Raw genomic sequence first — 7,050 nt, forward strand, 5'->3', positions numbered from 1 at the left:
AGGACATCATGCGCTGCCTCAAACGCTTCGTGGCCCGCGAGGTCTACCGGGCCCTGACCAGCACACCGACCGAACGAATCACTCAAACCGACCTGGCTCCAGCGGCTTGACAGCCATAGGAGCATCCGAACCACACGAGGGTGCCGCCGGGCCGCAGCAGCGACACCGCGACCGGCAGGTTCGCGCCGCCCGTCGACTCAAGGACGACATCGAAGGGGCCGGCGGCGTCGGCCAGGTCGTGGACGACCCGCGCGCCGAACGCGCCGAGCCGCTCGCCCCGCCGCGCGGTGGCGGTCACGGCGGTGACGTCGGCGCCACCGCCGACGGCCAACTCGGTGACGTAGTGGCCGACACCGCCGGAGGCGCCCGTGAGCAGAACCCGCCGCCCGGCGAGCGGGCCGGCCGCGCGCAGCAGCCGCAGCGCGGTGATCCCGGCCAGCGGCAGCGCCGCCGCCCGCACATTGTCGATGCCGTCGGGCAGCACGGCCAGGGAGTGCGTGGGCACGGCCGCGTACTCGGCCCAGCCGGCGCCCGGCGGATGCCCCACGACGCGTGTCCCGACGGCCGGGCCGGTGCCGTCGGCGGCGGCCTGCACCACGAGACCGGCGACGTCCTTGCCGGGCGTCCAGCCGGGCCCCGGCCTCTCCAGCAGGAACGTCTCACCCCGGTTCGGGGAGAACGCCTCCACCTTCACCAGGACCTCACCGGGCCCGGGCACCGGCTGGGGGACCTCCGCGAACGCCACCGGACACGCCACATCCCCTGTGGGAATCAGTTGTCGCATGCCAGCCATGCAACCCCCGGCCCGGCCCGCGCTCCAACAACGATCGCGCACAGCCGACAACCCACGGTTGTCGCAGCAGGTGGGAGCCACCGGCCCGAGCGGCGTGCACCGCGTCCTTTCCCCGGGGACGGGCACCTCTAGGGTGGGCGGCGTGGATCTCGACGTGGCACAGATACGCGCGTTCGTCCGCGCCGCCGAGGAACTGCACTTCGGGCGGGCCGCCGCCGCGCTCAGCCTCTCCCAGCAGGCCCTGTCCAAACGCATCGCCCGCCTGGAATCGCTCCTCGGCACCCGCCTGTTCCTGCGCGGCCCCGGCACCGTCACCCTCACCGACGCCGGCCGGCGCTTCCTCGAACCTGCCCGCCGTACCGTCGCCGCCGCCGATGCGGCCGTCGCCGCCGTCACCGACACCTCCAGGCCCCTGCGCGTCGACGTCTGGGGCCACCTGTACGCACCCATGCGCACCCTCGCCGAAGTCGCCCACGAAGCGGGAACGCTGACCCTCGGCCACGGCCGGGACCTGCCGTCGGTCACCCAGGCGCTGCTGCGCGGCGACATCGACGCCGCCTTCGGCCGCGCCCACCCCCCGCTGCACCCCGCCCTCGCCCACCGCCTCGTCCGCCTGGAACCCGTCGACGCCGTCCTGCCCACCGGGCATCCCCTCGCCGACCGGGACGCACTGCGCCCCGACGACCTCCGCGACAGCGTGCTGTGGACGCCGGGCCCCCTGGACCGGCTCGACTTCCTCCACCGGTTCGCCGACCGGTTCGGCATCACCGGCCGCACCGCCGGCGTCAACCTCGGCCTCGCCCACTTCCTCGCGGACGTCGCCGCCGACCCGCGCCGCTTCACCCTGCTCCCCGCCGACGTGCCCCTGCCCGACGACACCCGCGGCCTGCGCACCGTACCCCTCGTCGACCCCACACCCCTGTACGCGTGGTCGCTGCTGTGGCGCACCGGCGACCGCCATCCCGGCCTGGACCGGCTGACCGCCGCCTGCGCCGCCCACGCCCGCACCGGCCGCTGGCTGGAGTACACCCCGAGCCGCGACTGGCTGCCCGAACCCCCCTGACCCCGGGCGCGGTCCACCGCGCGCAGGTCACCGCGCCGGACGGCCGGGCGTCACTCCACGAGGCGGCCCGACAGCGCGGCCAGGCTGTCCCGCATCGCGTCCATGTGCGCACTCACGTCGTCCCAGCGCTCCCCGTGCTCCCGCAGCACCCGCTCCGTCTCCCGCGCGATCCGCTCCTCACACAGCCGGGCCTCGGCGAGCAGCTCCACCGCACGCGCCCGCGCCTCCTCCTCACAGCGCCGAGCCGCCTCCGCCGCCTCCGCGCGGCCCCGCTCCGCCTCCGCGAGCGCCGCCTCCGCCCGCACCAGCAGCCGCGCCTGCCGCGCCCGCGCCTGCGCCTCCCGCTCGGCCACGAGCCGCTCCGACTCCGCCCACCGCCGCGCGTGTTCCGCGTCCTGCCCCGCGAGCATGCCCGCGGTGCGCTCCCGCGCATCGCGCAGCACCGCCAGCGCCTCACGCCGGCCCGCCTTCACCTCACGGCGGGCCGCGACCCGGATGCCGTCCGCCTCGGCACGCGCCGCCTCCACCCGCCGCACCGCCTCCGCGTCCGCCTCGGCTCGCAGCGCATCGGCGTACGACCGCGCCTCCTCGCGCACCCCGGCGGCGTACTCCTCCGCACGCGCCCGCTCCTCCCCCGCCGCGCCCTGCGCGCGCTCCCGTACGATGCGCGCCTCCTCCTCCGCGAGCCGCAACAGGCGCTGTGCGCGCTCCCCCAGCGTCTCGTACGTCTGAGGCGCGAGCCGTGCGACGGTCTCACGCAACCGCTCGGCCTCCTCCTCCATGTCACGGACGAGCACGGTCAGACGGGCCGCCCGCTCCCAGGCGGCGTCACGGTCCCGGCACAGGGCGTCGGTGCAGGCGTCGACCTGTGCGGGCCGGTAGCCGCGTCCCCGCACGACCGCGAAGCCGTGGGGCGAGACCGGTGTGCTGGCCATCCTGGAACCCCTCTCCACCCAACCGGAGCGAAATGAATATTTCGCGCATATCTTGATGGATCAGGCAGCAGCGGCCATAACGCGACACTCCGCGCGGGGCCCACCGCCCACGGCCCTCGTGCCGAGCACCCGAGAAGAAAAAGGGGCTGCCCCGGTCCGAAGACCGAGGCAGCCCCTCGACTCACCGCCATCACACAAGCGTTCGCATCACAGCAGCCCGTCCCACATCTGCTCCAGCAGCACCGACCACCAGCTCTCCGGCGAACCCAGCGCCGCCGGATCCAACGCCGCCAACTGCGCCTGGAAATCGACCGTCCAACGACCCGCCTGCTCCTGGTTCAGACCGAACCGCAGCCGCCACATCCGCCCCAGCAGCGCAAGGCACCGCTGAAACTCCGGCAGACCCGTGTTCACGAACTGCGGCGGCACCGCACCACCGCCCGGCCCGGCCTCCACCGGCACCGCCACGATGTGCGCCGTCCCGTACTGCACACACAGCGCCTTGCCGAAGTCACTGCCCATCACCAGATACGAGCCCGCATCCGGCGCCGCCTGCACACCCCGCTCCGCAGCCAGCTCCGCCAGCGTCGGCACCGGCCGACCCGGCTGCGCCTGCGCCCAGAAGAACGGACCCAAGTCCACCGGCAGACCCGCCACCACCAGCGAATGCGCCACGACCGGCGGCACCCCCTGACGCGACACCGCCGCCTGCTCGAACCGGAACACACCCGGCCCGAACGCAGCCGCCAACTCCTGCGCCACCGCCTCCGGCGGCACCGGCGCAGCAGGCTGCACCGGCGGCAACGGCACCCGCACCGGAGCCGGCCGCGCCGGACCGTCCGCCACCTGATGCAGCTCACCCTGATGCGCCAGCAACTGCCGCATCCCCTGCTGCCGACTCGCGTGATCCGTCCCGTACGGCGCGATCGACGTGATCCGCGCCTGCGGCCACTGCTCCCGGATCATCCGCGCACAGTACGCGCCCGGCAGCTCGCACGACTCCAACTCGGTGTGCAGCTCCAGCACCTGGTCCGGCGGCACGTTCATCGCACGCAGCTCGTGGAAGATCTGCCACTCCGGGTGCGGCACGCCCGGCGCGGAACGCCGGATCAACTGCTGCTCCGAACCGTCCTGCGCGCGATAGCGCAGCACGGCCTGATAACCGGGGCCGACGATCGGCTGACCCGGCGGCTGCTGCGGATACCCGTACGCCGCAGGCCGACCCGGCATCGGCTGCCCCGGCACCGGCTGACCGGGCGGCGGGGGCACCGCACCCGGCGGCATCGGCTGCGGCGCCCCCGGCACACCGACACCGGGCGGCGGCGGAGGCACACCCGGGCCGCCCGGCGCAGGCGCGGCCAGCATGGTCTCCGCGTGATGCACCCCACCCGGGGCACCCGAGGCAGCCGGCGGCTGCGGCGCGCCCGGCGGCTGCGGGGCGGCCGGAGGCTGCGGGGCCCCCGGAGCACCCGGAGCACCGGGCGCGGCAGGCGGCTGCGGCGGCTGCGGTACGCCCCCACGCCCGGCCGGGCCGGGCTGGTTGGGGTCGGCGAGCATCGTCGCGGCATGGTGCACCCCGCCCGGAGGCGTACCACCCGGAGCGCCGGGAGCCCCCGGCGGCTGCGGTGCACCGGGCGCACCCGACGCGCCCTCCGGACCGTCCGGCAACTGCGACACCAACTGCGTCGGCACGTAACCGCCCGCCGCGCCCCCGGCCCCACCGGCCGCGCCCGGCGTACCCGGGGCACCCGGCGGCGCAGGCACGGAACCCGCACCCGGCACGCCCGGAGCGCCCGGCGGAGGCGGCGGCGTCGCACCCCGGCCACGGCGCGGAGGCGGCGCCGCCTTGCTCGTGGCGGCGTCCGCGATGTCACCGGCGTTCGGCGCGAGCGGCCGCGACGGCGCACCCGGAGCGGCAGGCGGCTGCGGCGCACCCGGCACCGGCGGCACAGGCGGCTGCCCCTGAGACGACGCACCCGACGCACCCGGCGCACCCGGCGCACCCGGCGCAGGCACACCCGCCGGAGGCGTACCCGCAGCCCCCGGAGCCGCAGGCGCCCCCGGAGCCGCAGGCGCCTGCGGATAGCCGTACGACGGCGCCCCCGAAATCCCCGCCCCGTCCAGCGCCGGCGCCACAGCCGTCGGCGGAAGCTGACTGCCGCCCGACATCAACGCCGTCTTCGCATCCGGCGGAGCCACCGGCGGCGCGTCCTCACCCTCCTCCTCCACCAGCGGCGGCGCGAACACCGTCGCCGGCAACGGCACCGAACGGTCCTCCCCCGTGTCCGCATTCGTGTCCGTCCCCGTCCACGGCGTCGCCCCCTCCGGCACAGGCACCGCACCCGACGCCCCACCGGACGCACCGGACACACCCGAAGACCCCCCGGACCCACCGGACACCTCAGAAGCCCCCCCAGCCACCCCCGGCCCGGCCTGCGTCTCCGCAAGACCGCCACCACCGCGAGTCTCCGCCGGCCCGCCACCCCCGGACCCACCACGCCGATCCGGAACACCCAGCTTGTCCGCCGCCTCCTGCAACCACTCCGGCGGCGTCAACAAGAACGACGTCTGATTCAGATCCACCCGCGCCGGCACAGGCGGCACCGCAACCTCCGGCTCCACCCCACGCCCGTACGCCTCCTCGTACCGGCGGATCACCTCACCCACCGGCAACGCCGGCCACAACGTCGCCTCACCACTGTCCCGCGCAATCACCAACCGCTGCGCACCACCGTCCGAACGCGGCCCGTCCGCACGGTCCTCCCCCCACACCACAAAACCGAGGTCGAACTCCCGCACCCGCACCTCACGATGCTGGTACGCCGGAACATCCCCGTTGATCCACTCTTCCGCACGCTCCTGCGCCTGCGCGAACGTCACCATCGCAACCTCACTCCCCGCCCGCAACAGCCGAACCCACCGGCACCGAACGCGCGAAACCGCCGTCCACCATCAGATTCGCCACCGTCTCCAACTCCGGCGGATCCCCCGCCAAACGGGACAGAAAGGCATCGAAATCGTCCCCGCACGGCAACAACAACCGCTCCACGCGCTCCGCCGGAGACCACGACGGATCCACATCCCGCGCATCGTCGTACGCACAGAACCACACCGAACCGACCCGCTCACCCTTCACCTTCACAGCGAGCAGACCGCCCTGCACGAACCCGACCCCCAGATAATCCTTCGTCAGGTGATCACGCAGACACTTGTTCACATACACCAGATCATTGACCGCCGCCTCATCCCGCACCGTGAAGAACGGCTGATCCACCAGCAACCCGAGCCCCGGATCCAACGCCGCACCCACCGGCGCACACCCACCAGCCGCCTTCAAGAACGACCGATACGCCCCCGGCAGCCGATACCCCAGATCCTCCTCCACCCCCAACACCTGCTGCTCCGACACCGCCACACCCGACTTCGGCAGCCGAAAATGCGCCGGCCGCGTCTCCTGCAACGGCCGCGTCCCCCGCTTCCCCTGATCCACCGCAGCCGTCGCCACACCACCGTGATGCCGCAACAACGCCTTCACCTCGACCGGAACCAACTCCAGCCGCCGCGAACCCACCACGTGATGCCACGTCCACCCATGCGGCGTCGCCACACTCGACACCGTGTCCCACAACCCGTGCCCAGCCGCCGCACACGCCGCATTCGCCGACACATAATCCGTCAGCCGCAGCTCATCCACCCCGAAGCCCTCAGGCGGCTCCGCAATCTCCACAGCAGCCCGCGCATACGGCGAGAAGTCGGGAAACCCGCGCTCGTCCACCCGCACCCCTCTCGGATGACGAGCCGCCCGCACCGGATCCGGGAAGTGCACGACCTGCCCGGCGTAAGCCGCGTTCGGCGGCACGGAATGCTGCCCGAGCCGACCTGTCGTCATGGCGGTTGCCCCCTGCGGCACTCTGTACGAGCCGTAGCAACACCTTCGCCCGCTACGCCCCGTATCCGACTGTCTCCAACGGTCTCCAACGCGTTGACCGCACCCATCGCGGTGCCGACAGCCTAAGCGGTACACCGACACCGGTCACCGGCCCTCCACTTCCGTGACCCCCGGTCACAACACCGTGACAGCCCGCCCGGCCCCTGGCGTGTCGCACCGCCCCAGCTTCCACACCCACCACGCCATTTGGCACTCTGGACCGACCGGGGGGATGCTCGGGAGGGGATGACGATCATGAACGCCACAGACACAGGACCGCGCCAGGCGCCACACAGCGCCCCCACCGACAACCCCCGAACCACCCCCACAC

Annotated in this window: 5 protein-coding genes; 1 reads left to right on the top strand and 4 read right to left on the bottom strand. The window is 73.9% G+C overall.

Translation table 11 applies throughout. The features are described from left to right. Positions 1–82 precede the first annotated feature (82 nt). A complete protein-coding gene (locus MTQ10_RS25435) occupies positions 83–784 on the bottom strand; it encodes a zinc-binding dehydrogenase (RefSeq protein WP_374117686.1) in 702 nt (233 codons plus the stop codon). A 151-nt stretch (positions 785–935) separates the two neighbouring features. Here MTQ10_RS25435 and MTQ10_RS25440 point away from each other — a divergent pair, with 151 nt between their 5' ends. Beyond that, a complete protein-coding gene (locus MTQ10_RS25440; protein WP_247472495.1) occupies positions 936–1,856 on the top strand; it encodes a LysR family transcriptional regulator in 921 nt (306 codons plus the stop codon). Between the two features lie 50 nt (positions 1,857–1,906). On the opposite strand, the gene MTQ10_RS25445 is transcribed toward MTQ10_RS25440, so the two are convergent. The 3 genes from MTQ10_RS25445 to MTQ10_RS25455 form a co-directional block, all read right to left on the bottom strand. After that, positions 1,907–2,791 (bottom strand): cellulose-binding protein, encoded by an 885-nt coding sequence (locus MTQ10_RS25445; RefSeq protein ID WP_247472496.1) that lies wholly within the window; start codon positions 2,789–2,791, stop codon positions 1,907–1,909. A gap of 207 nt (positions 2,792–2,998) precedes the next feature. Further along, complete coding sequence (locus tag MTQ10_RS25450) at positions 2,999–5,674, bottom strand: SUKH-4 family immunity protein (protein ID WP_247472497.1); 2,676 nt, start codon at positions 5,672–5,674, stop codon at positions 2,999–3,001. 7 nt (positions 5,675–5,681) lie between these two features. Next, positions 5,682–6,680: an SMI1/KNR4 family protein gene (locus tag MTQ10_RS25455; RefSeq protein ID WP_247472498.1), complete on the bottom strand. Its 999-nt coding sequence runs from the start codon at positions 6,678–6,680 to the stop codon at positions 5,682–5,684. Positions 6,681–7,050 lie beyond the last annotated feature (370 nt).

Source organism: Streptomyces sp. XM83C (genome assembly GCF_023072675.1).
GTDB lineage: Bacteria > Actinomycetota > Actinomycetes > Streptomycetales > Streptomycetaceae > Streptomyces > Streptomyces thermocoprophilus.

Bases quoted from the DNA above. Each gene is read 5' to 3' on its own strand.
- MTQ10_RS25435 (WP_374117686.1), bottom strand. From the start codon at position 784: ATGCGACAACTGATTCCCACAGGGGATGTGGCGTGTCCGGTGGCGTTC.
- MTQ10_RS25445 (WP_247472496.1), bottom strand. From the start codon at position 2,791: ATGGCCAGCACACCGGTCTCGCCCCACGGCTTCGCGGTCGTGCGGGGA.
- MTQ10_RS25450 (WP_247472497.1), bottom strand. From the start codon at position 5,674: ATGGTGACGTTCGCGCAGGCGCAGGAGCGTGCGGAAGAGTGGATCAAC.
- MTQ10_RS25455 (WP_247472498.1), bottom strand. From the start codon at position 6,680: ATGACGACAGGTCGGCTCGGGCAGCATTCCGTGCCGCCGAACGCGGCT.